This window comes from Chryseobacterium sp. POL2 (genome assembly GCF_011058315.1).
In the GTDB taxonomy this organism is placed as follows: Bacteria; Bacteroidota; Bacteroidia; order Flavobacteriales; family Weeksellaceae; genus Soonwooa.
The window spans coordinates 542,090-564,904 of the sequence record NZ_CP049298.1; the positions used below are offsets into that span (position 1 = coordinate 542,090).

Annotated in this window: 26 protein-coding genes; 3 read left to right on the top strand and 23 right to left on the bottom strand. The window is 29.2% G+C overall.

What is annotated here, in order from left to right:
• Positions 1 to 73: 73 nt before the first annotated feature.
• The 11 genes from G6R40_RS02530 to G6R40_RS02580 all read right to left on the bottom strand — a co-directional run bounded on the left by G6R40_RS02530 (position 74) and on the right by G6R40_RS02580 (position 9,485).
• On the bottom strand, positions 74 to 751 hold the full coding sequence (locus G6R40_RS02530) for a hypothetical protein (RefSeq protein WP_165131151.1): 678 nt from the start codon (positions 749 to 751) through the stop codon (positions 74 to 76).
• 235 nt (positions 752 to 986) lie between these two features.
• Positions 987 to 1,289 carry a helix-turn-helix domain-containing protein gene (locus tag G6R40_RS02535; RefSeq protein WP_055041225.1) on the bottom strand — a complete coding sequence of 101 codons (303 nt, stop codon included), beginning with the start codon at positions 1,287 to 1,289 and terminating at the stop codon, positions 987 to 989.
• Between the two features lie 3 nt (positions 1,290 to 1,292).
• Positions 1,293 to 1,580, bottom strand: a complete 288-nt coding sequence (locus tag G6R40_RS02540) for a type II toxin-antitoxin system RelE/ParE family toxin (protein ID WP_317164541.1) — start codon at positions 1,578 to 1,580, stop codon at positions 1,293 to 1,295.
• Positions 1,581 to 1,924: 344 nt separating this feature from the next.
• Positions 1,925 to 2,560 carry an SEL1-like repeat protein gene (locus G6R40_RS02545; protein WP_165131204.1) on the bottom strand — a complete coding sequence of 212 codons (636 nt, stop codon included), beginning with the start codon at positions 2,558 to 2,560 and terminating at the stop codon, positions 1,925 to 1,927.
• Between the two features lie 230 nt (positions 2,561 to 2,790).
• Complete coding sequence (locus G6R40_RS02550) at positions 2,791 to 3,135, bottom strand: hypothetical protein (protein WP_165131206.1); 345 nt, start codon at positions 3,133 to 3,135, stop codon at positions 2,791 to 2,793.
• A 975-nt stretch (positions 3,136 to 4,110) separates the two neighbouring features.
• Positions 4,111 to 5,004 (bottom strand): WG repeat-containing protein, encoded by an 894-nt coding sequence (locus G6R40_RS02555; RefSeq protein ID WP_165131208.1) that lies wholly within the window; start codon positions 5,002 to 5,004, stop codon positions 4,111 to 4,113.
• Positions 5,005 to 5,218: 214 nt separating this feature from the next.
• Entirely contained in the window at positions 5,219 to 5,896 is a 678-nt protein-coding gene (locus G6R40_RS02560) for a hypothetical protein (RefSeq protein WP_165131151.1), read from the bottom strand.
• A gap of 216 nt (positions 5,897 to 6,112) precedes the next feature.
• A complete protein-coding gene (locus G6R40_RS02565; RefSeq protein WP_165131210.1) occupies positions 6,113 to 6,853 on the bottom strand; it encodes a YoaK family protein in 741 nt (246 codons plus the stop codon).
• 245 nt (positions 6,854 to 7,098) lie between these two features.
• A complete protein-coding gene (locus G6R40_RS02570) occupies positions 7,099 to 7,653 on the bottom strand; it encodes a hypothetical protein (protein ID WP_165131040.1) in 555 nt (184 codons plus the stop codon).
• A gap of 225 nt (positions 7,654 to 7,878) precedes the next feature.
• Positions 7,879 to 8,427: a hypothetical protein gene (locus G6R40_RS02575; RefSeq protein ID WP_165131212.1), complete on the bottom strand. Its 549-nt coding sequence runs from the start codon at positions 8,425 to 8,427 to the stop codon at positions 7,879 to 7,881.
• Between the two features lie 230 nt (positions 8,428 to 8,657).
• Positions 8,658 to 9,485: a GLPGLI family protein gene (locus G6R40_RS02580; protein ID WP_165131147.1), complete on the bottom strand. Its 828-nt coding sequence runs from the start codon at positions 9,483 to 9,485 to the stop codon at positions 8,658 to 8,660.
• 22 nt (positions 9,486 to 9,507) lie between these two features.
• Here G6R40_RS02580 and G6R40_RS02585 point away from each other — a divergent pair, with 22 nt between their 5' ends.
• Positions 9,508 to 9,729, top strand: a complete 222-nt coding sequence (locus tag G6R40_RS02585) for a hypothetical protein (RefSeq protein WP_165131214.1) — start codon at positions 9,508 to 9,510, stop codon at positions 9,727 to 9,729.
• A gap of 1,401 nt (positions 9,730 to 11,130) precedes the next feature.
• On the opposite strand, the gene G6R40_RS02590 is transcribed toward G6R40_RS02585, so the two are convergent.
• Positions 11,131 to 11,424: a hypothetical protein gene (locus G6R40_RS02590; RefSeq protein ID WP_165131216.1), complete on the bottom strand. Its 294-nt coding sequence runs from the start codon at positions 11,422 to 11,424 to the stop codon at positions 11,131 to 11,133.
• A 2-nt stretch (positions 11,425 to 11,426) separates the two neighbouring features.
• Positions 11,427 to 12,008 carry a hypothetical protein gene (locus G6R40_RS02595; protein ID WP_165131218.1) on the bottom strand — a complete coding sequence of 194 codons (582 nt, stop codon included), beginning with the start codon at positions 12,006 to 12,008 and terminating at the stop codon, positions 11,427 to 11,429.
• Between the two features lie 283 nt (positions 12,009 to 12,291).
• On the opposite strand from G6R40_RS02595, the gene G6R40_RS02600 reads away from it, so the two are divergent.
• Both G6R40_RS02600 and G6R40_RS15100 read left to right on the top strand, forming a co-directional pair.
• Positions 12,292 to 13,452: a transposase gene (locus tag G6R40_RS02600; RefSeq protein WP_228455899.1), complete on the top strand. Its 1,161-nt coding sequence runs from the start codon at positions 12,292 to 12,294 to the stop codon at positions 13,450 to 13,452.
• On the top strand, positions 13,383 to 13,865 hold the full coding sequence (locus G6R40_RS15100) for a transposase (RefSeq protein ID WP_228455900.1): 483 nt from the start codon (positions 13,383 to 13,385) through the stop codon (positions 13,863 to 13,865). Before G6R40_RS02600 ends, G6R40_RS15100 begins: the two co-directional genes overlap by 70 nt.
• 110 nt (positions 13,866 to 13,975) lie before the next feature.
• Here G6R40_RS15100 and G6R40_RS02605 read toward each other — a convergent pair whose 3' ends face one another.
• From G6R40_RS02605 to G6R40_RS02650, 10 genes are all read right to left on the bottom strand, one after another.
• The gene (locus G6R40_RS02605; RefSeq protein ID WP_165131200.1) at positions 13,976 to 14,566 is read right to left on the bottom strand and encodes a hypothetical protein; all 591 of its coding nucleotides are present in this window, start codon (positions 14,564 to 14,566) and stop codon (positions 13,976 to 13,978) included.
• Positions 14,567 to 14,786: 220 nt separating this feature from the next.
• A complete protein-coding gene (locus G6R40_RS02610; protein ID WP_165131220.1) occupies positions 14,787 to 15,413 on the bottom strand; it encodes a DUF4240 domain-containing protein in 627 nt (208 codons plus the stop codon).
• A 238-nt stretch (positions 15,414 to 15,651) separates the two neighbouring features.
• Positions 15,652 to 16,302 (bottom strand): RloB family protein, encoded by a 651-nt coding sequence (locus tag G6R40_RS02615; protein WP_165131222.1) that lies wholly within the window; start codon positions 16,300 to 16,302, stop codon positions 15,652 to 15,654.
• 10 nt (positions 16,303 to 16,312) lie between these two features.
• Positions 16,313 to 17,623 carry an AAA family ATPase gene (locus G6R40_RS02620; protein ID WP_165131224.1) on the bottom strand — a complete coding sequence of 437 codons (1,311 nt, stop codon included), beginning with the start codon at positions 17,621 to 17,623 and terminating at the stop codon, positions 16,313 to 16,315.
• Between the two features lie 228 nt (positions 17,624 to 17,851).
• The gene (locus G6R40_RS02625; RefSeq protein WP_165131226.1) at positions 17,852 to 18,280 is read right to left on the bottom strand and encodes a hypothetical protein; all 429 of its coding nucleotides are present in this window, start codon (positions 18,278 to 18,280) and stop codon (positions 17,852 to 17,854) included.
• A 305-nt stretch (positions 18,281 to 18,585) separates the two neighbouring features.
• The gene (locus G6R40_RS02630; protein WP_165131228.1) at positions 18,586 to 19,290 is read right to left on the bottom strand and encodes a hypothetical protein; all 705 of its coding nucleotides are present in this window, start codon (positions 19,288 to 19,290) and stop codon (positions 18,586 to 18,588) included.
• Between the two features lie 916 nt (positions 19,291 to 20,206).
• A complete protein-coding gene (locus G6R40_RS02635) occupies positions 20,207 to 20,620 on the bottom strand; it encodes a hypothetical protein (RefSeq protein WP_165131230.1) in 414 nt (137 codons plus the stop codon).
• A 210-nt stretch (positions 20,621 to 20,830) separates the two neighbouring features.
• Positions 20,831 to 21,289 carry a hypothetical protein gene (locus tag G6R40_RS02640; protein WP_165131232.1) on the bottom strand — a complete coding sequence of 153 codons (459 nt, stop codon included), beginning with the start codon at positions 21,287 to 21,289 and terminating at the stop codon, positions 20,831 to 20,833.
• A gap of 246 nt (positions 21,290 to 21,535) precedes the next feature.
• Positions 21,536 to 22,015, bottom strand: a complete 480-nt coding sequence (locus G6R40_RS02645; RefSeq protein WP_165131234.1) for a hypothetical protein — start codon at positions 22,013 to 22,015, stop codon at positions 21,536 to 21,538.
• Positions 22,016 to 22,230: 215 nt separating this feature from the next.
• A complete protein-coding gene (locus tag G6R40_RS02650; RefSeq protein WP_165131236.1) occupies positions 22,231 to 22,695 on the bottom strand; it encodes a carboxypeptidase-like regulatory domain-containing protein in 465 nt (154 codons plus the stop codon).
• Positions 22,696 to 22,815 lie beyond the last annotated feature (120 nt).

Genomic DNA, 22,815 nt, shown 5'->3' on the forward strand with positions numbered 1-22,815 from the left:
AAAATTACAAAAAGTTCAACTTGGACTTTAACCCCGCATTTTGCCAATACAATGTTATCTGCAGGCGTATTTTTTATTTTTTATCCAATTTTACTGATATACCCATTCCACTTATTGAGTATTCAGGATAATCTTTTAAGTCCATATTTGGCAGTTGATATTTCATACTTTGTTTATCGATTAAATTAAATTTTTCAATTCCATAACCGATTACTTTTTTATTTTGCAATTTTAGAAACTCATTCATTTTGGTATTAAAAATTGAACTGAGAAGAAATTTGTTTAAGTCTTTATATTCAATTCTTTTTTTACCATATTTTGCGTTATATTCATTTGATAGTTTTGTAACTATATCTGGATAATAAATAAAAGTGTTTGTAAAATATAGGTAATTAAGTTTTTCAATGTTAAAATCTTGTTTAATTAGAGTTAAACAATTTTCCGTATTTTTTATTGCAGTTTTTAAATTAATGGGATTTTTGTGAAAAATATTTATGCTCATAGATTTGTCTCTTTCATATTCGTGAGCGCTTATTGCAAAATCAAGAGTGTCTTTTCCAACAATCCAATAATAACTATAAGATTTTGAATAAAACCCAACTTCATAAGATTTTTCTATTGAATTTTTGTGTTTTACAATAATAGTGTCTTGAACATTACTTTTATAATTTGTAGAGAATTTTTTAGCGTTTATCTGTAAAAAACAAATTGATGCTAATAAAGCAAAAAATATTAAGACATTTTTTCTCATTTTGTGCGGTTTTTTTGTGATACGCTTGCAGATAACGGAAAAAGTATTGGCGAAGTGCGGGCTTAATTTGAACGAAAGTTCAAGTTCAGACCAATCGTAGCCAATATTTTTTCAATGGAACTAAGTTAAACAAAAATGTGGAATTGGAAAATATTGGCGGATAAATATTACAAAAAGTTCAATTTAGCCTTAAACCCCGCATTTTGCCAATACAATGTTAGCAGAAGTCGCAATTTTAGTTAATTAGTAAATTAATTCTTCTTCCAAGTCCAAACTCAAAAATTTTATATAAAGTTGAAAGTTGAATATCACATTTACCATTTTCCAATCTTGAAATATAACTTTTCTTAGTTCCAACTTTTTCAGCAAGTTGCTCTTGTGTCATTTTCGCTTCTTTACGTGCTTCTTTCAACATTTCACTAATTACAAAATATTGTGCTTTTTCTTCGAATTCATCGCGTTTTTCAGTTCCTATTTCCCCGTATTTGATGTTTAATAATTCATCGAAATTATTCACATCACTTATTTTATTTTTCATTTTCTATTTTTTAGAATTTAAATATTTATTTTTCAATTTAAGAGCTAATTCAATTTCTTTTTTTGGTGTTTTTTGAGTTTTCTTTTGGAAAGCGTTGAACAAAACAACTAAATTTCCTTTATCAAAACAGCAAAAAATTCTATAAATATTACTTTCAAACTCAATTCGAATTTCGTAAAGTCCGTCTGTTTCTGCCATATGTTGCAAAAACTTCTTCGGAACATTTTGAACTGTTCTGACAAGTTTAAAAACATATTCAATTTTCTCTTGAACTTTTTCGTTTTGTTCCAAATAGAAATTAACAAAATACCGTTCGTAGAAAATAATTTTTCTCTCAAAATTCATGTTACAAAGTTAACTTAAAAGTTATCAATTTGCAAGTTTATTCTGAAATATTTTTAAAGCGGAAAGCTTGGATGCGATTTCTGCTAACGGAAAAAGTATTGGCGAAGTGCGGGCTAAATTGGACGAATAGTTCAATTTAGTCTGAACGAAGCCGATGCTTTTTTCGGATTGTTAAATTACAAAAATAATCAATACGAAAAAGCAGCGGTGGCTAAATAGTTCAAATCTTTCAACTTGCATTTAACCCCGCATTTTGCCAATACAATGTTAACTGCAGTTGTGTAATGTTCTTATCTTCCAATAATGTTTAATAAATCATTAGATATTTCATTATCATTTTGGGAAAGTAAAAATTTTGCATTTTGAATTTCATTGTTTTCTAATGATAATAATGCTAATTGATAGTTCGCTTGTTCGATTTCGTATACGGAATATTTATCTACTTGATTTATAATTGATAAAAAGATTTCCTTAGCTTTCAAGTTGTCTTTTTTTATTCCTAATCCGTATAAATAATGAAAGGCTAATTCAATCGGAAAAATGCTATCAATTTCAAAAACTTTATAAAGTAATTCGACGACTTTTACATAATCACCTTTATCACGATAAATAGTGGATAAATTAAATGCAGCAGTACTTAAATTTTCTCTGATTAATTCGTTGTAAAGTTCAATTGATTTGTTAATGTCTTTTTTACATCCTATTCCTTCTGATAGATAATCAGCAACTCTTATTTTACAATAATTATAATGTGAACCTTCTAAATAAATCTCAAAAGCTTTTTCGAAATTTTGTTTAATTTCTAAATTATTTTCATCTATTAAACCTTCTTCATAAACTTGTGCTATTAATAAAAAATCATCTTCAGATTTATACTTTTTGATTAATAAATCATTCAAATCTTCAACGGTTTCAATTTCTTTCATTTACGAGAAGTTTTTTTACAATTGCAGTTAACTGAAAAAGTATTGGCGAAGTGCGGGCTTTCGAAGGACTGAAAGTTCAACAAAAAACCAAACGTAGCGAATGCTTTTTCAATACTGCTAACTTACAAAAAAATGCAGAATTGAAAAGTATGAGCGGATTATTTTTTCTGCTTTTCAATTTTGCACTTCTCCCCCGCATTTTGCCAATACAATGTTAGCAGAAGTTGCATTTATTTTTCTAAAGTCTTTATCTTTTTGTATAAACCGCTTTTATCGATTCTATAGATATCAAATTTATTTGAATACATTGGTTTGTTGATAGAATCATTTTCTAAAATGTCATCTTCTTGATTAACTTTTATAACACTTAACCTATTAAAAATATCATTTGTTTTAAATTTGATTTGAACATATCCATTTCCTCTACCTACAAATCTAGTTTCTTTTACAACTCCTGATATACAACTTTGATAAACATCTTTTTCTGTTATAGTTTTACCTGTTATAAACCAAGTAATAACGATACATAATATGCTATTAAATAAAATTAATCCTATAAAATTGTTTTTTTTCATTTAAAAAGATAGAATTATTAATCATACAAAAATAATTATTTCTTATTGTTACAGAATTTTGTGAGCGATTTCTGCTAACGGAAAAAGTATTGGCGAAGTGCGGGAATTCGAAGGACTGAAAGTTCAAGAATTCAGAAACGTAGCCGATGCTTTTTCACTTCTGCTAACTTACAAAAAATCGCAGAATTGAAAAGCATTCGGCGGAATATTTTTACAAAATTTCAACTTTTACAAAATCCCGCATTTTGCCAATACACTGTTACGCGCAGTAGAAAATGAGAACTTTTCAATGCTGAAAAATAGTTCTAAAAAATTATGAGCAATTAAATCACAAACAAATCAGATGAATAAAACGAAATTCAACCAGTTTTCAAACTGTATTTTTTCAGCAAAATTTAAAACTCAATTATCTGAAATTTTTCTCGATGGTTTCTGCGAAAAGTAAAATTGAAAATTCGTAAAAACTGAAAATTATTTTTATGAAAATATTAAAAAATGGCAAAACTTTCAACTATGGTTTCTGAATTCGATATTTTTTAATTTTTCAAATGGGAAAAATTTCAATTATAAAAAGAAAAGAGTAGAAGAAGCTTAAAAATCACGCGAAATTTTAAGCGAAAAAAACTCGAAATTTATTTGTCGAGAAAAGTGTTTTCAAGAAAATTTAAGAACTTTTTAAACCCAATATTTCTACTGAATTTTTTCTTATAAAAACCTAAAATATCAATGTTTAAAAAAAAGAAATTATTATCCGAAAATGCGCTAATCTATTGCGTGTAACGGAAAAAGGCTTTGCGAAGTGCGGGAATTCGAAGAACCGAAAGTTCAAGAATTCAGAAACGAAGCAAATGCTTTTTCAGATTGTCTAAATTAGTCAAAAAAACAATATGAAAAGCAGTTGCGAATAATTTTGACGAAATTTCAGTCAATGACTAAACCCCGCATTTTGCAAAACCTATGTTATGCGATGTTTTTTTATTCATAAGAATAGAATTCATCTTTTTTACCGGCTGCTTTTAAAATAATATATTCCTTTATCAATTGAATTTCATCATATTTCATATCCTTGATGATTTTGTTTTCAATATTAATTAATCCCTTCTTATTATTTTGTTCAATGATATAATATTTCCAATTTTGTGAAGGTGTGAGTTTATCATAGCTTGGTGGTATAACAACTGTATTTGAGGAATTAATTACACCAAATTTTCCGTTTTGTTTAAAAATTTGATATCTTTTTTCACCAATAGTGAAATTGTTTGCTGTTTTTATAAAAGAAATGTTTTCGTCTAAAATAACTGTTTTTGAAAGGTTTTCTAAATCTAAAATGTAAGCTTTATTATCTTTTTGGGCAAATACTTTATAATTATCTTCTTTGTAAAATATGTACTCTTCAGGATAAATATTATTTCCCTTAATATCATAAACTCCAAAGAGCCCTTTTTCATTTTCAACTAAGTAATATTCTTCGTATAAATTTGAATTTATATCATTAAAAATTGTTGGAAGTATTATTTTTCCTTTATTGTCAATCAAACCACATTTTGGACTCTTAGTACAAATTATAAAAAGGTTATTTTTTTTGGGTATTATGTATTTAAAATTTATAGGAACAATTTCTTTATTTTGAAAATTCAAAATGCCACTATTTTCTCCTTTCTCTACGATAAATACAGAATTTTTGAAAGAAATATAATTATATTCAAAAGGAATTATAATATTGTTTAAGCTATCAACGACACCATGAATATTATTTCTCCTTTCTATGAATAGATTATCTGAAATTTTAATATTATTATTTTGCCCAAATACACTAATGTTTGAGAAAATTAATAATATTAAAAATTTAATACAAGGGATGTTTTTCATAAAATATCGCATAACGAAAAAGTATTGGCGAAGTGCGGGCTTAATTTGAACGAAAGTTCAATTTTAGACCAATCGTAGCCAATATTTTTTCAATGGAACTAAATTAAGAAAAAATGTGGAATTGGAAAATATTGGCGGATAAATATTACAAATAGTTCAATTAACCCTTAAACCCCGCATTTTGCCAATACACTGTTATCTGCAGGCGTATTTTTTATTTTTTATCCAATTTTACTGATATACCCATTCCACTTATTGAGTATTCAGGATAATCTTTTAAGTCCATATTTGGCAGTTGATATTTCATACTTTGTTTATCGATTAAATTAAATTTTTCAATTCCATAACCGATTACTTTTTTATTTTGCAATTTTAGAAACTCATTCATTTTGGTATTAAAAATTGAACTGAGAAGAAATTTGTTTAAGTCTTTATATTCAATTCTTTTTTTACCATATTTTGCGTTATATTCATTTGATAGTTTTGTAACTATATCTGGATAATAAATAAAAGTGTTTGTAAAATATAGGTAATTAAGTTTTTCAATGTTAAAATCTTGTTTAATTAGAGTTAAACAATTTTCCGTATTTTTTATTGCAGTTTTTAAATTAATGGGATTTTTGTGAAAAATATTTATGCTCATAGATTTGTCTCTTTCATATTCGTGAGCGCTTATTGCAAAATCAAGAGTGTCTTTTCCAACAATCCAATAATAACTATAAGATTTTGAATAAAACCCAACTTCATAAGATTTTTCTATTGAATTTTTGTGTTTTACAATAATAGTGTCTTGAACATTACTTTTATAATTTGTAGAGAATTTTTTAGCGTTTATCTGTAAAAAACAAATTGATGCTAATAAAGCAAAAAATATTAAGACATTTTTTCTCATTTTGTGCGGTTTTTTTGTGATACGCTTGCAGATAACGGAAAAAGTATTGGCGAAGTGCGGGCTTTCGAAGAACTGAAAGTTCAAGAAACACCAAACGTAGCGAATGCTTTTTCAATACTGCTAACTTACAAAAAATTGCAGAATTGAAAAGCATGAGCGGAATAATATTTCTGCTTTTCAATTCTACACTTCACCCCGCATTTTGCCAATACAATGTTATATGACGTTTTTTTTGCTGTCACTATGTTTTCTATGATGCATTATCATTCTTAATTTTAGTCCATCATATATTATTCCAGTGATTAAAATAGCTGCAGCAATTGCTAAAATATACAATTTCAAGTTTGAATAAAGAATACCTCCTAAAAGTCCACCCAAAAAGAAAAATATAATAATAGTTAATCGTAATTTAATCGAAGAATTTAGTTTGTCCTTTTGATCTTTTTGTTTATAAAAGAATAGTTGTGATAGTTCAATACCCAAATCTGTAAATAGTCCTGTCAAATGAGTAGTTCGAACAGTTGCATTAGATATTTTCGTTACTAATGAATTTTGTAATCCCATTGAAAAAAGTAAGGAGCAAACAAGAAGGTTGGGGTTTTGCGAGATTAAAAATTGTCCAAAAATAGCCAAAGAAAAAAGTATAATACTTTCAAGGATGGTTGGAATAATATAAATTAATCTGTCATTTTTTTTAGCAATAATTTCAACTATAAAATTGGACACAAATGAACCTAAAAAGAAGAAAAAAATGTATAAAAAAAAGATAAATGCTTGCCAAAATCTAAGTTGAAAAATTTCGTCAACAAAAAAAGCAAAATGTCCAGTTACATTGGTTGTCAAACGTTGAACAGATAAAAAACCGGCTACATTCACAATTCCAGCAACAAAAGAAAGTAATGAAGCAATATTTAAATTATGTTTTAATGTCCTTGTTTTTCCCTTATGTGTAAACATAAATTAATTACAATTATTGTATTTATCTGTTGTCTAAAAATGTCATATAACGGAAAAAGTATTGGCGAAGTGCGGGCTGGATTTAACTGAAAGTTCAATTCAGACTGAGCGAAGCCGATGCTTTTTCAGATTGTCTAAATTAAGAAAAAAAACAATATGAAAAGCAGCGGCGAATAAAAAAGTAGAGTAGTTCAACTTACCCTTAAACCCCGCATTTTGCCAATACAATGTTACCTGCAGTTTTTTTATTTCTTTATTCCTCCAAATATTTCTCTTAATTCTATTCGCTTTTCTGTAATAATTTCGTTGTTACTATTTTTGAAAAGTGATTTTAAATTCTCCCAAAAAGTCTTTTTTTCAAAATTTATAGTTGTTGAATATTCATCTTGTTCATCAATATATATTTTTGACTTAAATAATTTTCCATTTTTATAAAATTGGACTTCAGTTCCTTTTAATCCGTTGTCAAGTTGATTATTTATGGCGTTCTTGTTAATTTCGTTAAATTCTAGACCTGGATTTCCGTACGATTCATTTTCTGTAAAATCGTTGGCATAAAAATATTCAATTTCTTGTTGTTTCGTAAAACCAATTGTTTTTGGATTTTCAAAATGCATCCAAATTAATTTGTCACCTAAATATCCAATTTTTATTTTCGTTTTTTCATTTTGATTTATTGATATATATTCTTCTATATCAGTATCTCCATGTTTTCCATGATCAATTCGACAATATAAATTTGATTCTTTTAATTTGTCTTTGAAAAATGATTTCCAATTTTCTTCTTTATTGATGCTCATTTGCGTTATGTTTGGAAAAATTGCAGGTAACGAAAAAGTATTGGCGAAGTGCGGGGAATTCGAAGAACTTTAGTTCAAGAATTCCCAAACGAAGCCGATGCTTTTTCAGATTGTCTAAATTAAGAAAAAAAACAATATGAAAAGGAGCGGCGGATAAATTTGAAAAATAGTTCAATTTTGGCTTAAACCCCGCATTTTGCCAATACCATGTTAGCCGCAGTTTTTTTATGTAAAATCAACATTTACCAAAATTGTTTTATTGTCATTAAGAAAATGTATAAATAGAAATCTATCACTTTCACCTTTTATTTTTCGCTCAAAAACTCTTAATTCATTCTTTTTATAAGGTTTTGTTTCAATTAATGTCTTGTCATTTTGTAATTTTTCTAATAACATATTAAAGTCTTGTTCCGACAATTTAATTTCTGATTTAGAAAAATAATCTCCGTGAAAATCTGGATAACTTGATTTTTTATTAATAATTTTCGCCGAATTTGGAATTTTTTGATTTGTTACATATTCAAATTCTTTATAGTAAAAGCTATCATTTGGATAAACTGCCGTATAAGATTGATAGATCGAAAAAATAAAAGAGCATATCAGCAAATAATACTTTAACGACTTATTTGACAAATATTTATTTTCTAATTTTAGTTTGTTTCTTAAAAATTTTAAGAGTTGAAAAATGAGAAGACAAACCCAAAAACAAATGAAAAATATAATTAAAAAAACTATTAATATAATTACAATATTTATTTTGGTTTCTGTGTCCATGCGGTTGTTATAAAATTGCGGCTAACGGAAAAAGTATTGGCGAAGTGCGGGCTAAAAATGAACTTTAGTTCAATTTTAGACCAAACGGAGACAATATTTTTTCCAACTTTAGCTAAGTTAAACAAAATAGATAAATTGGAAAAATATTGGCGGCTAAATTTTACAAATTTTTCAACTTAGACTTTCATCCCGCATTTTGCCAATACAATGTTAGCTGTAGTAGTTTTTTTTTAGTTTTGTGGATATTTTAGTGCTTTATCAATTTCAATAGGATTGTTATTTTCACGAATGAATTTTCGTCTTGATTCGGTCAATTCTTTAAATTGACTGATGTCTTTTATATCAGTACCATTAATGCTAAAAGTCGTTTTCGGATTTTTTTTGAACTGTTCACGAGTTTCGTGATATGGATCATTATATTCATTCATCAACATTTTATTTATGTTTTCTTGGGTTGTTTTTATCGGTTTTTGACCATAAAAACTTTCAATGAATGGCGTTTTATAAGTAGAATTCAATTTAAAACTTTTCACTAATGTAAAATCAAAATTATTTTGGTCATCATATATTTGGAAAATTAGTCCAGGCAAACCACGAAATTTATATGGACCTTCTGAAATATTTATTTCTTTAGAAAACCAGGCTGTCCATTTTCTGCCACCAAAATTTGAGGTCGCTTTTTGTAACGTATAGTTTTCAAATTTTTTGGTTTCTTTATCGAGATTCCAATCAATTTTGTCTTCTGTGTCAAAAACAAACACATCATTAATCATAGTATAATTACTATTTGTATTTGAATTTTTTGATCGAACGATAACATTTGTAGAATTATCCCAAAGCTGACTGTTTTGTCCTTTTGTTATGTTTGTTGAGTCGATTTCTACATAACGGTAATTATAAAATTTCACATTTTCAGGATTTACATCTAAAGTCATATTTACTTTTTGAAATTCTGTTTGTTTTGGGTTTTGTTTATATTTGAATTCGTAGATAAAGCGATGAGTTTGAGCAGAAATTAAAGCAAAACTAAAAGTAAAAATTAGAACAAATATTTTCATAACAGTATTTTTTAACGGCATTTTGGGAACTATTACAGCTAACGGAAAAAGTATTGGCGAAGTGCGGGAATTCGAAGGACTGAAAGTTCAAGAATTCAGAAACGTAGCCGATGCTTTTTCACTTCTGCTAACTTACAAAAAAATTGCAGAATTGAAAAGCATTCGGCGGAATATTTTTACAAAATTTCAACGTTTACAAAATCCCGCATTTTGCCAATACATTGTTACGCGCAGTAGAAAATGAGAACTTTTCAACGCTGAAAAATAGTTCTAAAAAATTATGAGCAATTAAATCACAAACAAATCAGAAGAATAAAACGAAGCTTAACCAGTTTTCAAACTGCATTTTTCCAGCAAAATTTAAAACTCAATTATCTGAAATTTTTCTCGATGGTTTCTGCGAAAAGTAAAATTGAAAATTCGTAAAAAATAAAAGTTATTTTTATGAAAATCTTAAAAAATGGCAAAACTTTCAACTATGGTTTATGAAGTTGATATTTTCTGATTTTTTCAAATGAGAAAAATTTCAATTATAAAAAGAAAAGAGTAGAAGAAGCTTAAAAATCACGCGAAATTTTAAGCGAAAAAAACTCGAAATTTATTTGTCGAGAAAAGTGTTTTCAAGAAAATTTAAGAACTTTTTAAACCCAATATTTCTACTGAATTTTTTCTTATAAAAACCAAAAATAGCAATGTTAAAAAAAGAGAAATTATTATCCGAAAACGCGCTAATCTATTGCGTGTAACGGAAAAAGTATTGGCGAAGTGCGGGCTTTCGAAGAACTGAAAGTTCAAGAACGACCAAGCGTAGCGAATGCTTTTTCAAGTACACTAAAATAAGAAAAAAATGTGGAATTGAAAAGCATGAGCGGATTATTTTTTCTGCTTTTCAATTCTTCCCTAAATCCCGCATTTTGCCAATACATTGTTACGCGCAGTAGAAAATGAGAACTTTTCAACGCTGAAAAATAGTTCTAAAAAATTATGAGCAATTAAATCACAAACAAATCAGATGAATAAAACGAAGCTTAACCAGTTTTCAAACTGCATTTTTCCAGCAAAATTTAAAACTCAATTATCTGAAATTTTTCTCGATGGTTTCTGCGAAAAGTAAAATTGAAAATTCGTAAAAAATAAAAGTTATTTTTATGAAAATCTTAAAAAATGGCAAAACTTTCAACTATGGTTTATGAAGTTGATATTTTCTGATTTTTTCAAATGAGAAAAATTTCAATTATAAAAAGAAAAGAGTAGAAGAAGCTTAAAAATCACGCGAAATTTTAAGCGAAAAAACCTCGAAGTTTATTTGTCGAGAAAAGTGTTTTCAAGAAAATTTAAGAACTTTTTAAACCCAATATTTCTATTGAATTTTTTCTTATAAAACCTAAAATATCAATGTTTAAAAAAGAGAAATTATTATCCGAAAACGCGCTAATCTATTGCGTGTAACGGGAAACGCATTGGCGAAGTGGCGGATAAATTGGACTAAAAGTTCAATTTAGCAGTAACGTAGCCGATGTGTTTCCACAGAAGCTAAATTATTAAAAAAAGCTGAATGTGGAACACATTCGGCGGCTAAATATGTAGAAACTTTCAATTTAGCACTTAACCCGCCATTTTGCCAATGCGATGTTAGCTGATGTGCTTATTTTTCATTAAGATTTACTTCGTTTTCGTTAATTCCGTTCAAGTCCATAATTGTAAAAACAGTTTCTTCGGTTTTTCTACAAAGTTTTACCATTTTTTGAACATTTATATCTTCCATATCGTCAAAATGGTTTAAAGAAAATGAATAAATATCTCCTTGGTCAAATGCTTCTTTTAAATGACTAAATTCATTTGACATTGCAAGATTTAAAATTTGTTCAAAAATGATGTGTCTTGCTTCGATTAAGTTATTTATGTTTTCAATGATTTGTTCACGATAAGTTAGTTCCATAATTATTCTCCTTTAAAAAATGCAAGTTCTAAAGCTCTATATTCTGTTATTTCATAACCAACTTTTTGTTTCATCAGTTCGTAAAAACTGTTAAATGCTTTTTCGCCTTTCAGTTTTTCTATAAAATCAAGATATTCGATATAAGTTTTTGGTCTTTCAAGTTTGTATTTATGAGGTTCTTCGTTGTTTAAGAATCTAAAAACTCGACTGTCCCAAATTGCGTATTGTTTTGGATTGATAAAATGTAAAAGTTTTGAAGTTCCGACAAGCGAATTGTTAAATGCACTTTTTAATGTTGCAAGTTGCTCTTCATTTATTTTCTTTCCGTTTTTCACATCGTTTAAAATCGAAAGTGTTTTTTCGGTATTTTCGAGTTTTATTGATTTTAATATTGTCGGCATCCAAGAATAAGTAAAACTTATTCCGATTATTAAGTTTTCAATATTTATGGATTGTAAATTTTTGAAATAGTTCAAAAAGTGAGGGTAGGACAGAAGATAATTTTCTTGAGTTGAGTCGAAATTATTTGCAATTTTAGTCAGTTGTTCAATAATTTCTTGGTTGGATTTTTCGGATAGTTTCATTTTGTGAGTTCTGTTCGGAAAGCATATCAGCTAACGGAAAAAGTATTGGCGAAGTGCGGGCTTAATTTGAACGAAAGTTCAAGTTCAGACCAATCGTAGCCAATATTTTTTCAATGGAACTAAGTTAAACAAAAAAGTGGAATTGGAAAATATTGGCGGATAAATATTACTAAAAGTTCAATTTAGCCTTAAACCCCGCATTTTGCCAATACAATGTGCTTGTTGCACAACTCAAATATACAAATAAACTTGTATAAAAACGGGATATTTCGTAAATTGATGTATGCAAGGAAAGAAGAGTTTTACACCACAATTATTTGTTTCGGTCAATTTATTAGACCTAGTTCCAGAGGATAATTTTTATAGAAAAATGTTATCCGAACTCAATTTAGATTTCATTTATAAAGCAACTCAAAAGTATTATGGTAAGGAAGGACAGGAGAGTATAGATCCTGTTGTTTTCTTTAAGATATTATTGGTGGGATATTTAAACAATATCAATTCAGATAGACAGTTGATAGCTTTTTGTAGTGATAGCTTGTCGATAAGATTGTTTTTAGGTTATGATGTACATGAGCAGCTTCCTTGGCACAGTACCATTAGCCGAACTCGCGGTTTGTATGGCGAAGAAGTCTTTTTAAACTTGTTTAAAGAAGTCTTGAGAATGTGCGTTTCTAAAAATATGGTTCGTGGTAAACGACAAGCGGTGGACAGCGTTTTCATCAAAGCTAATGCTTCTATGGATAGCTTGGTAGAGAAAGAAGTTTTAGAAGACGCCAGTGCTTTTGTAAACGAACTAGAAGAAAACAGCGAATACAAAGTAACTACCACCCGCAAGAAACTCGTTGAACGCCACCATGATTGGAAAGCAGAAGCGTATAAAGGAATGCCAGCAAATAGCAATAGTAGACAGATAGATGAAAACGGCAATCTCATCCGTCCCAAATACCTATCTAATCACACCCATTATTCTCCCACAGATAGCGATGCTAGAGTGAGTGTAAAACCCGGCAAAGCGCGACAATTAAATTATTTTGGACAAATCGCAGTTGACGATGCGCACCATGTCATTACAGGAGCGTGTTCAGATTTTGCGGATAAACGCGACAGTCAGTGTTTAGAACAAATTGTAGAACTCACAGAAGAAAACCTAAAGGAAAACGGAATAGAATTACAAGAACTTTTAGCCGATGGTGGTTACAGCAGTGGCGAAGCATTGGCGTATTTGCACGAAAAAAACATCAACGCCTACATCCCTAACTTCGGACAATACAAATCAGAGCGAGAAGGTTTTACTTACCACAAAGAAGAAAACTATTATCAATGCACAAAACCCGAAGGTAAGCAAGCTAAACTGCTTTTCAAAGGCGAAAAATGGATAGTAAAGGCTACACCAAACGAACGTACCGAAGCAGTGAAACAGATTGCAAAAACTGTCCACTAAGAGAACAATGCTGTGGCAAAAGCACCAAGTTTAAAAAGCTAGACGACAGCATCCACAAAGAACATTACGACCGTATGCATCAAAAACTCACCCAAAACGAGAAATATGCCAAGAAAATGGTTAGAGTGCGAAGCAAAACGGTAGAACCCGTCATTGGAACGTTGATCAACTTTACCAACATGAAACGAGTCAACACTCGAGGCATCAAAAACGCAAACAAACATGTACTGATGGCAAGTTTAACCTACAACTTGAAGAAATACATGCGTTTTACCATTAAAAAACCAAGTATTTTAGCCCAAGTTCTATCTCTAAAACAAGGGAAGAACTTTGCTTTTTCAAAACGCGCCTTTTCAGTCTATAAAAACTCGATTTTAAGCTATTCAAATTCTAGAATTTTGAACTACAACTAAAAAAAAACCTCTCTAAAATTGCTTCTAAAGAGGTCAAAATTTCATGTTTTTGAAAACTATTTTCTAAAAAAAAGGAGTTGTGCAACAGTTACCAATGTTATGTGCAGTTCTTACTTTATATTTTCATCTTTCCAAACATCTTCGTAGCCATTTCTATCTATTTGAAATCTGTAACCAATCTCTAAACCCAAGAAATCAATTATTTTTGGATAAATATTAAGTAAATGTTCAGCACAAATAGGTTGAAAAAAATCAGGATCTTCTGAATATTCTCCAAACCAAATAAACCAACCTGAAGTCCCTTTTTCAGCGGAATGTCTTAAACCATTAATTGGTTCAAGATCATAATTTTGTGAAAGTCCAATATTTAATTTTTTATTAATAGGCTTCCATTCAGATTTGTACTTTTCGCAAAGTTCCTTCTGTAATTTTATATGAAAATTCCAATTATTATATTCTAAAAGTTTGTCTTCTCCCGTCATTAGATAATGTTTCCATAGACTAATATTCAATTTATTTATTTTGAAATTAATTTCTGTATTATCCCACTGAAATATTATATCTGAAACAATATCATTTTCAAATTCAATTTCATCATCAAATATTGCTTTTCCTGCAAAAGTTTCGATTTCATTTTCAGTAATTTTATCAGAGAGATAATTATCACAAATTTTCACTAAATCTTCTGTGTTAACTTTCATTGCGTGGTTTTGGGAGAATTGCACATAACGAAAAAGTATTGGCGAAGTGCGGGCTTTCGGAGAACTGAAAGTTCAAGAAAGACTTAACGTAGCGAATGCTTTTTCAATAGTGCTAACTTACAAAAAATTGCAGAATTGAAAAGCATGAGCGGAATAATATTTCTGCTTTTCAATTTTGCCCTTCTTCCCGCATTTTGCCAATACAATGTTAGGCGTAGTTTTACTTGTTTTCAAATTCAGCAAAAAGTTGAGGACATATTTTTTTCATACTGTCTGGATTTTCCTCTTGCCAAGTAAATTCAAATTGTGGATAATTTCCTTCTTTTGTTGTGAAATTATCTTCATCAATATAATCATAAAGGTCTTTTCCAGTTGTTTTTTCAAATGCTTCTAAAGCAACATACCAAAATAACTCAAATTCATAAAAATCTTCTTCTGAAAATTCTTTTTGAGAAATTAAACTATCAGGATTTTCTTTTGCCTTATAATATACTTCTTTACCTCTAGAAATTATCCAATTTCTAAAATATTCAAATCCATCATCTGAATTTCCTCCATTCATCAAATAGCTTGCACACCACATTTCAGAATTGTATGTATCATAGAGAAGTTTATCGGTTCGCAATCGAAAACCAATCATTTGTTTTGGAGTCAAATTGCTTATTTCATTAATCAAAAATTGTTCTTGATCAGTTTGGTTATTCGTGTTTTTTAGTGAATTATCAATAATTTTCCAAAATATATCTTCATCAAGCATTTCTGCTGTTTTTTCAAGTTTTAGACTATCAACTTTTGGTTTAGGTTGTTCATTATTTTTTTTACCAAAAAGGTTGTCAAAAAATTCCATATTATTTTGATTTGAATTGTTACAAGATAAAATTGTTAAAAAGAATATTGTTATTATAACGGTTTTCATAAAATTACGCCTAACGACGGTTCGCGGCTTTGCGTAGTGGCGGATTTTTTGCAGAAATGTTTAATCGAAGCACTAACTTTCAATTTTGTACAAATGTTCAATCGAAGTCGTTACCCCGCCATTACGCAAAACCGATGTTGTATGCCGTTTTTTGTGTTTATAAGCCCTCTTAATCTCTTTTTATTTTTTCAATCAGTTTGTAGATATGAGAACCTAATTTAGTGGGATATTCTTCTTGTGGTTGGTCAAGATTTTTTGCTCTCGAAATGGCTAAATCAATGTTTGGAAGAAAATCGTCCACTTTAAGGTTCGTTTTATTGTAAGAACCTACAATTTTAACGATTTTAGTGTCCACATAATTTCTGTTACCCGTCTTTCTATTTCTAAAAATTAGCTCTAATTCTTCTGCACCGTATTCTTGAATATCTTTGATGTGTAGCAATAACCAAAATTCAAAACACGGATTACTTACAGCAACAAACATATTCTCCAAATCATTACAGGCTTGGATAATATCAGGAATATTCCTCCATCTGTCGGTGTCAATAATCATCCAAAGTTCATCTCCTGTCTTGAAATTAAACTCGTCTTTTGCCTCCTTTTTCAATTTACTAAAAACGTGATTAGGTGCACTATTGGTATCATCGTTTGCACGTTTTAATAAATGTAAGTAAATCAGTTCGTCATTAAACTTATTGGAATCTCTAAATTCAGAAAAGTATTTTTCTTCGGTTTTATTCCCCTCGAAAGCCAATACGAATATTTTCTCCCTTTCGGTAGTGTTACTTTCTCTGAAAAAATCTTCTCTTTCTCTTGGCATAACAAAAAAATTACTTGTTAATTACTGTAAGTTTATTTCTGTTACCAATTCGAGGAATAGCCTTAAATCTGCCTAATAGGTAGTCTTTGCGAATTTCTTTATCAAATCGAACATTGTATTCTTCGAGCGAATGCAGTCTTGAAGCTCCGTAATTGTCTTTTACAACAAACCAAATTTCATCTTTTCTTAATAATTTTTGAGTTAATAAAGAAGATTCGTGACTTGCTAAAATTAACTGACTACTTACACCTGTTGATTTTGATAAAAACAAATCCAATAAGTCATAAATCAGATTGGGGTGCAAACTTCTTTCCATTTCGTCTATTATGAAAACATTGTCCCCTTTTAACAAGTCCATTAACAGAGGAATAAAGTCCATTATCCTGTTAGTGCCGTCTGATTCATCACTTGTATCAAATTTTTCAGGATTGTTGGCATTTTTTACCTTATGCTTTGTCATAAATTTCTCAATGACAATATCCTCATTTTTAACCGACAAAAAGTAAGTAGTATTTCCTTTGGATATTATAGAAGCTCTTATGTTCTCTGATTTCTTACTCAATAAATCCTCTCTGATTTTCTCTAATAAAGGCTTGGGAATATCTATATTTTCAGAATCAATCTTTTCAAGGCAAACACCGTCAATTCCTGTGTCAAAATAGGATAAAAATTCTTCAAAGGTTGTCAGTAATTCTTCGTCCTGTTTTAACTCAAATTTCAACCCCTCGTTGTATTTGTCATCTGGAAAAATGACCTTTAAGGAATTTTGAAACCAATCAATAACATTGAGTAAATCCTCTATTTTTGAAACATTTTCTTTAACTTTTCTTGTTCTGATTTCAGTCAAAAAGAGCTGATTATTAGGCGTTCCTTTCGCAATAAAGCGAAGAAATTGTTTTTCTTCCTCTTTTTTTAGCTTTTGCAGAATATAATCTAAATCAAATATTTGCTTATTTGAAAAGTTTCTCTCAAAAATTTTAACCTCTTTTTTTGCTCCGACTTCATAAAGCCATTCTTCCTTGATTAACTCATTATCGAATACAAAACCATAAGCATAATTTTTCCCCTTATGCTGTATTTCATATTCAATTCTTGAATTATTAGTATTGGAATTTTTGTCAAGTCTAAATTTTTGATAGTCTATTGGTTTTTCTGGCTTAGTTCCTCTTAAAACTAATTTTTTCCCAAAATCAATAGCTTTAATCAAATTAGATTTTCCCGAAGCATTTGCACCAAATAAAACAGATGTTTTCAATGCAGAAACACCATTAACCTTTGGGGTTTTGTGGTCTGCTTTTAAACTTCCTTTACCTGGCAACATAGAAAATTTTTGTCTATCACTAAATGACAAAAAATTCTCAACTGAAAACCTGATTAGCATATCTTTTGTTTTTACTGATGCAAATGTAGTGATTTTTTCACAACTTGTATGCTTTTGTTGGGTGAAAAACAAAAAAAACAGTGCTAAAAGATATTTCAGAGGTTGAAACCTCTAATGAAAACGATAAAGTAGAGTTTCACTATCCAAAAACTCTACTTTAAAGATTTGTCATTCTTTTACGAAAACAGTGTTACCCCAAGCGTCTTTCTTGTAAGTTCCTACTTTATTTCCTCTGTTGTCATAGACAGCTGTGTTTCCCCAAGCATCCTTTTTGTAAGTGTACTCGGTATTTCCCCGATTGTCTTGTTGGATGGTATTTCCCCAAGCATCTTTTTTGTAAGTGGATTGTGTGTTTCCTCTACTGTCTTGCTCGATTGTATTACCCCACGCATCTTTCTTTTGTGTTGTTATAGTGTTTCCTCTATCATCAACCCAAACCTTGTTTCCCCACGCATCAGTTTTCTGTGTGGCAATTGTATTACCTCTATCATCAACTGCTACTGTGTTACCCCACGCATCTTTCTTATAGGTTATGTTTTGACTAAACCCTACAACTGCAACTAACATAAAAGTTAGTGATAAAATTGCTTTTTTCATTTTTTACAATTTATGTTTTGCCTACTCTTTCAAGATGTGGTTTTCGGCTTCCCCGTTGTATTTCATCTTCCTTTCAAGGATAGTTGCTCGGTAAAATGGCATACAACGGAAAAAGTATTGGCGAAGTGCGGGCTTAATTTGAACGAAAGTTCAAGTTCACACCAAACGTAGCGAATGCTTTTTCAATACTGCTAACTTACAAAAAATTGCAGAATTGAAAAGCATGAGCGTATTATTTTTTCTGCTTTTCAATTTTGCACTTCTCCCCGCATTTTGCCAATACTATGTTACCTGCAGTGTTTTTATTATTTAATTTCACCAATGTAAAAACATTCATAAACTTCGCTTCTTTTATCGAAATCTTTATATCGACCTTCAAAGCAATTTCCATTATATTTTATTCTGACTTTCCATTCATCACTTCCGAACAATAATAAAGGTTTTAAAAAGGTTTTTTTATCTTCTTTGAAATCTAAATTTGAAAACCAATTTGGCATTGTGTTTTTAGGAAATTGCGAATTCCATATTTCAATTGTGTTATCATTATTTAGCATTTCATAATTTGTTGAGGATAGTTGCAAAACATCACCGAAAATGTTAAACATATAAATTTTGTCATCATTATTTTTACGTGCATTTTCAGGATAATACTCAAAACCTAATTTTTTCCAAGCAAATTCAGATGATTTAGGTGCACAATATAAATGCATTGCTTTATAATCTGAATTTTTGAAATTTTTTTCAATCGCTTTTTTAATAAATTTTGCAACACCACGATTTCTGTGACTCTCTTTGGTTTCTGCAATAATTATAAAAATGCAAACTGCTTCAAGCTCATATGCGAAAAATCCAACAGTTTCATTTTGAATCATTGCAACACATAAATTATTTTTTTCAAAACATTTTTGAATAACAGACCAATTATTTTTAGGAAAAGTCGTCCAAGAAAAAATTTCGCTTAAGTTTTCTTCTGTAGGATTGAAATTTATTGTTATAGACGAATTTTTCATAACATTGCAGGTAACGGAAAAAGTATTGGCGAAGTGCGGGAATTCGAAGGACTGAAAGTTCAAGAATTCAGAAACGTAGCCGATGCTTTTTCACTTCTGCTAACTTACAAAAAATTGCAGAATTGAAAAGCATTCGGCGGAATATTTTTACAAAATTTCAACGTTCTCAAAATTCCGCATTTTGCCAATACACTGTTACGCGCAGTAGAAATTGAGAATTTTTCAACGCTGAAAAATAGTTCTAAAAAATTATGAGCAATTAAATTACAAACAAATCAAAAGAATAAAACGAAACTTAACCAGTTTTCAAACTGCATTTTTCCAACAAAATTTAAAACTCAATTATCTGAAATTTTTCTCGATGGTTTCTGCGAAAAGTAAAATTGAAAATTCGTAAAAAATAAAAGTTATTTTTATGAAAATCTTAAAAAATGGCAAAACTTTCAACTATGGTTTATGAAGTTGATATTTTCTGATTTTTTCAAATGAGAAAAATTTCAATTATAAAAAGAAAAGAGTAGAAGAAGCTTAAAAATCACGCGAAATTTTAAGCGAAAAAACCTCGAAATTTATTTGTCGAGAAAAGTGTTTTCAAGAAAATTTAAGAACTTTTTAAACCCAATATTTCTACTGAATTTTTTCTTATAAAAACCAAAAATAGCAATGTTAAAAAAAGAGAAATTATTATCCGAAAACGCGCTAATCTATTGCGTGTAACGGAAAAAGGCTTTGCGAAGTGCGGGAATTCGAAGAACTTCAGTTCAAGGATTCACAAACGTAGCAAATGGCTTTTTCAGATTGTTAAGTTAATAAAAAATTGCAATATGAAAAGCCAATTTGCGGATAAATATCTAAAATAGTTCAACTTAGACTTTAACCCCGCATTTTGCAAAACCACTGTTGTCTGCAGTGCTTTTTATTTTTTAGTATAAGTCTTTTTTATATTCAAAAAAATTGTTGAAATGAATATACCAATTGCGGATACAATAGAAAAAGTTAGAGCACTAAAATTCCCGTTAACATCATACTTTTCTTTTCCAAAGGATGCATATATTGTTAATAATATTAATAATGTAGAAATTCCACTTAGTATCAATTTATTTTTTGTGTAAAGATTATTCATTCCAAACTTAGAAATTAAAAATACAACGAGGAAAGTTGGAAAGGAATAAATTATAGAATAAAAAAACATAAAAATTCCGAAACCTATAAAACTTAAATCAAGACTTTTGGATTTTATAGCACTTCCAAGAATAAAAATCAAAATTGCAAAAATTATTGATAAAATCCAGAATTTTATAATATAATAATTATTGGCGGTATCTTTCATAGCATTGCAGACAACGGAAAAAGTATTGGCGAAGTGCGGGAATTCGAAGAACTGAAAGTTCAAGAATTCAGAAACGTAGCCGATGCTTTTTCACTTCTGCTAACTTACAAAAAATCGCAGAATTGAAAAGCATTCGGCGGAATATTTTTACAAAATTTCAACTTTTACAAAATCCCGCATTTTGCCAATACAATGTTAGCAGAAGGTTTTTTATTTCTGTCGAATATAAATTCCAGAATTTGGAAATGTAATTTGTGCGAGATAATCTTCTTTAGTAATGTATTGAAACCATTTTTTATATTTACGGTTTCTAAAATCATAAACATTAATTATTAAATATGGTTGTTCAAGATTTTTTTTTTGCAATTTTATATTAAAGGTTTTAAGATTCTGTATTCCTTTTTTAAATGTGTTATATGTGAAAGTCAGAGTAAAGTATTCATCAAGATTTTCAAATTTTTCTTTATCGTAATTGCTAACTATCAAATCTCCAGGATAATAATTTGCATATATTTTTTCATCAGTTTTTTGATTATTGTTACTCAAATATAAATTAGTAATTTCTCCATTAATGTTTTGATCATTTACTTGAAGGATTACGTTAAAATTTTGAGCTATTAGATTTAAAGTTCCAATAAATAAGGTTGCAAAAGTCAGTGAAAATTTCATTTAGTATTTGATTTGACGATTGTTTGGATAAACTTTCTGCTAACGGAAAAAGGCTTTGCGAAGTGCGGGAATTCGTAGAACTTTAGTTCAAGGATTCACAAACGTAGCAAATGGCTTTTTCAGATTGTTAAATTACAAAAAAGAGCAATATGAAAAGCCAATTTGCGGATTATTTTGACAAAATTTTCAGCTTTGACCTAAACCCCGCATTTTGCAAAACCTATGTTAGCGGAAGTCTTATTATTTTTAATAGGTGGGTATTTTTTCGTGTATTTTATTCATAATATTTGGAATCGACTCCCAATATTTCTGTTGCATTCTTGTTAAGCTATCTAGTCTTTTACTACCATAAAACTCTAAGCAGTGATTTAAAACATTTCTTTTTTGATACAGCGGCTTTAAATCTTCAGGATATGTGCCTTCTGAATTTATTGAGTCTAATCTAATTAAGTTTATTTCCTTTTTAACTTGAAATTCAAGAGAATCATCAAATATTGCTATTGCTAAAGCATTATAATAAGACCGATCATTATCCCATAATTTTTTTTCTATATTTTTATTTTCGTAACCTTTCAATTGACATAAGCAAAAAGCTCTTGATTTAAATTCTTTATCCCAATTATTAAAATTCCATGCTTCTCTTTCATCTTTCAATTCTTTATTGATAGAACAAGAAGTAAATGTTTGCAATAATATTGTGAATATATAGAAATAATAATTTTTCATTTATGCAGACAGTTGGTTTAAGATTTCCGCTAACGGAAAAAGTATTGGCGAAGTGCGGGCTAAAACACTGAAAATGTTCAACTTAAACTGCAAAAAGCAAAAACTTTTTTCCTTTTGCTAAAATACAAAAAATTGTAAAAGAAAAAAGTTTTTTGCGACGAAATACAATTAAATTTTCAATTAAAACTTCAATCCCGCATTTTGCCAATACAATGTTATCTGTAGTTCTTTTTTAAAGTTATTTTGGGTTTGAATTCAATTTTTTCACACGCATAACAACCATCCTTTTTATAAGATTTGTATTCATCAAATTTTGTTTTGAAAGTTTCATAACCGTTATTTGAAATTTCAAAATCTGCATAACACCAAGCAAAAGGTAAATCAAGTGGTGTATGAAACCAGTCTATTCGAGATTTTTGTTCAAGAAAAAAGTTTCCATTATCGTCAGTTTTTGTAGTTTGAGATTTATATTCAGAGTGTTCTTCGTAACCCCATTTTTTATTTTTCCACCGTTTTTCTTCAATTCTTGAAACTACAGCGTTTTTTATTGGAATTCCATTTTCGTCGATAACTTTTCCAGAAATTTTTGCTTCATATATTACTTTTTGAGGTCGAATAAAAAGACCAATAATAAAGATTAGAAAAATTCCTATAATTACTTTTATGACACGGTTTTTCATAGAATTACAGATAACGGAAAAAGTATTGGCGAAGTGCGGGCTTAATTTGAACGAAAGTTCAAGTTCAGACCAATCGTAGCCAATATTTTTTCAATGGAACTAAGTTAAACAAAAATGTGG

Bases quoted from the DNA above. Each gene is read 5' to 3' on its own strand.
- G6R40_RS02530 (WP_165131151.1), bottom strand. From the start codon at position 751: ATGAGAAAAAATGTCTTAATATTTTTTGCTTTATTAGCATCAATTTGT.
- G6R40_RS02535 (WP_055041225.1), bottom strand. From the start codon at position 1,289: ATGAAAAATAAAATAAGTGATGTGAATAATTTCGATGAATTATTAAAC.
- G6R40_RS02545 (WP_165131204.1), bottom strand. From the start codon at position 2,560: ATGAAAGAAATTGAAACCGTTGAAGATTTGAATGATTTATTAATCAAA.
- G6R40_RS02550 (WP_165131206.1), bottom strand. From the start codon at position 3,135: ATGAAAAAAAACAATTTTATAGGATTAATTTTATTTAATAGCATATTA.
- G6R40_RS02555 (WP_165131208.1), bottom strand. From the start codon at position 5,004: ATGAAAAACATCCCTTGTATTAAATTTTTAATATTATTAATTTTCTCA.
- G6R40_RS02560 (WP_165131151.1), bottom strand. From the start codon at position 5,896: ATGAGAAAAAATGTCTTAATATTTTTTGCTTTATTAGCATCAATTTGT.
- G6R40_RS02565 (WP_165131210.1), bottom strand. From the start codon at position 6,853: ATGTTTACACATAAGGGAAAAACAAGGACATTAAAACATAATTTAAAT.
- G6R40_RS02570 (WP_165131040.1), bottom strand. From the start codon at position 7,653: ATGAGCATCAATAAAGAAGAAAATTGGAAATCATTTTTCAAAGACAAA.
- G6R40_RS02575 (WP_165131212.1), bottom strand. From the start codon at position 8,427: ATGGACACAGAAACCAAAATAAATATTGTAATTATATTAATAGTTTTT.
- G6R40_RS02580 (WP_165131147.1), bottom strand. From the start codon at position 9,485: ATGAAAATATTTGTTCTAATTTTTACTTTTAGTTTTGCTTTAATTTCT.
- G6R40_RS02590 (WP_165131216.1), bottom strand. From the start codon at position 11,424: ATGGAACTAACTTATCGTGAACAAATCATTGAAAACATAAATAACTTA.
- G6R40_RS02595 (WP_165131218.1), bottom strand. From the start codon at position 12,008: ATGAAACTATCCGAAAAATCCAACCAAGAAATTATTGAACAACTGACT.
- G6R40_RS02600 (WP_228455899.1), top strand. From the start codon at position 12,292: ATGCAAGGAAAGAAGAGTTTTACACCACAATTATTTGTTTCGGTCAAT.
- G6R40_RS15100 (WP_228455900.1), top strand. From the start codon at position 13,383: ATGGATAGTAAAGGCTACACCAAACGAACGTACCGAAGCAGTGAAACA.
- G6R40_RS02605 (WP_165131200.1), bottom strand. From the start codon at position 14,566: ATGAAAGTTAACACAGAAGATTTAGTGAAAATTTGTGATAATTATCTC.
- G6R40_RS02610 (WP_165131220.1), bottom strand. From the start codon at position 15,413: ATGGAATTTTTTGACAACCTTTTTGGTAAAAAAAATAATGAACAACCT.
- G6R40_RS02615 (WP_165131222.1), bottom strand. From the start codon at position 16,302: ATGCCAAGAGAAAGAGAAGATTTTTTCAGAGAAAGTAACACTACCGAA.
- G6R40_RS02620 (WP_165131224.1), bottom strand. From the start codon at position 17,623: ATGTTGCCAGGTAAAGGAAGTTTAAAAGCAGACCACAAAACCCCAAAG.
- G6R40_RS02625 (WP_165131226.1), bottom strand. From the start codon at position 18,280: ATGAAAAAAGCAATTTTATCACTAACTTTTATGTTAGTTGCAGTTGTA.
- G6R40_RS02630 (WP_165131228.1), bottom strand. From the start codon at position 19,290: ATGAAAAATTCGTCTATAACAATAAATTTCAATCCTACAGAAGAAAAC.
- G6R40_RS02635 (WP_165131230.1), bottom strand. From the start codon at position 20,620: ATGAAAGATACCGCCAATAATTATTATATTATAAAATTCTGGATTTTA.
- G6R40_RS02640 (WP_165131232.1), bottom strand. From the start codon at position 21,289: ATGAAATTTTCACTGACTTTTGCAACCTTATTTATTGGAACTTTAAAT.
- G6R40_RS02645 (WP_165131234.1), bottom strand. From the start codon at position 22,015: ATGAAAAATTATTATTTCTATATATTCACAATATTATTGCAAACATTT.
- G6R40_RS02650 (WP_165131236.1), bottom strand. From the start codon at position 22,695: ATGAAAAACCGTGTCATAAAAGTAATTATAGGAATTTTTCTAATCTTT.